This window comes from Idiomarina sp. UBA4206, assembly GCF_002383015.1.
Taxonomy (GTDB): Bacteria; Pseudomonadota; Gammaproteobacteria; order Enterobacterales; family Alteromonadaceae; genus Idiomarina; species Idiomarina abyssalis.
The window spans coordinates 20579-22255 of sequence record NZ_DFTS01000021.1 but is presented as its reverse complement, the minus strand read 5'-3'; the positions used below and the strand labels follow the sequence as shown (position 1 = coordinate 22255).

At 51.5% G+C, this 1677-nt stretch carries 2 protein-coding genes; both read left to right on the top strand.

What is annotated here, in order from left to right; genetic code table 11:
* On the top strand, positions 1–1002 hold a 1002-nt coding region (locus tag B3180_RS04545), incomplete at its 5' end, for an efflux RND transporter periplasmic adaptor subunit (RefSeq protein WP_286843290.1).
* On the top strand, positions 1002–1677 hold a 676-nt coding region (locus tag B3180_RS04540; RefSeq protein WP_286843288.1), incomplete at its 3' end, for an efflux RND transporter permease subunit. The genes B3180_RS04545 and B3180_RS04540, both read left to right, overlap by 1 nt.

Genomic DNA, 1677 nt, shown 5'->3' with positions numbered 1-1677 from the left:
GCCGAAGTGAGTGAAGAACAGCAAGCGCGACCTGCCAGGTTAATGCAGGTAAGTGAAGCCAATGGTCCTCGTCTGCGAGAGTTTCCGGCTGTGGTCGAAGCGGCGAAAGTGGCTCAACTGACTTTTCGTGTAGCGGGTGAAGTTATTGAACTGCCGGCGCGGCCTGGTACTGAAGTAAAACAAGGGGAGCTTATTGCCCGTCTGGACCCGACCGACTATCAACTGGCGGTGGACCAGGCGAAAGCCCAGTATGAACTTGCGCTATCACAATACGAACGCAATAAAGTTCTGGTGAGCGAAGGGGTTATGTCCGAAGGACAATTTGACCAAATTGAGTCAGAGCTTGCAGTTGCAAAATCAAACTATGAAACCGCTAAAGCTAACCTGCGCTACACCGAACTGACGGCGCCTTTTGATGGTGTTATTGCTAATCTGGCGGTGGAAGCTTATGAAAACATCCAGGCTAAGCAGCCCATCGTTACTTTGCAAATCAGCAACGCCATTGATATCAGTATTAATGTGCCGGAAAAGCTTTTTGCCAAGGTGAAAAAGCAGACCGACTATCAACCGGAAGTGCGCTTCGACGCAGCGCCGGGTTTTACCTATCCGGCTCATTTAAAAGAGTGGGACTCGCAATCCGACGGCGCAACCAACACCTACGAGGTGGTGTTTACGCTACCTAAGCCGCAGGACATCAATGTGCTGCCGGGCATGACGGCAACGGTTATTGTCGATATTAATGAGGTGTTGCGCTCTTCTCAAATTGGTATTGTTGTGCCGGCTAAAGCCGTATTTACCGAAAGCCGGGACGCTTCTTATGTGTGGGTGGTTAGCGACGACATGCGTGTACAAAAGCGCAAGGTTAATGTCGGGCCAATGACCAACGATGGGCTCACTGTACTGGATGGGCTCGAAGCCGGTGAAATCATAGTGGTGGCCGGTGTCCATCAGCTGAAGGAAAATCAGCAAGTTCGTGAATGGCAACGCGAACGGGGGCTGTAATGAATATTGCGAAGTACAGTATGGAGCGGAAAACCACCAGTTGGATGTTTTTCCTGGTTCTGTTAATTGGTGGCCTGGTTGCTCTTACTCAGCTTGGTCGGCTGGAAGACCCTAAGTTCACTATTAAGCAGGCTATGGTCATTACGCCTTACTCCGGAGCCTCGGCGCAGCAGGTGGAAGAAGAGGTAACGTACCGGCTGGAAAACGCTATTCAGGAACTCAGCTACGTCGACCATGTACGGTCCATTTCTAAGCCAGGTTTATCGCAAATAACAGTCGAGATGAAAAGCATCTACCGGGCCGAGCACCTGCGTCAAATTTGGGATGAACTGCGGCGCAAAATTAACGACGCCAAAACCCAGCTTCCCCTCGGAACCGGCGAGCCTATTATTCGTGACGACTTTGCCGACGTGTACGGCGTGATGATGGCCATTACCGGGCCAGACTATTCCTATAAAGATATTGAGCATTACGCAGACTTTCTACGTCGCGAACTGGTGCTGATTGACGGGGTTGGAAAGGTCATGCTGGCCGGCGAGCAACAGGAACAGGTGGTGGTTGAAGTCTCTCGTTCACGGCTGGCTAACTTTGGTATTCCACCCAGCCGCATTGCCGGTTTACTGCAAACGCAAAATGCCGTAGCAAATGCCGGGCGGGTAACCGTTGACCAGGACC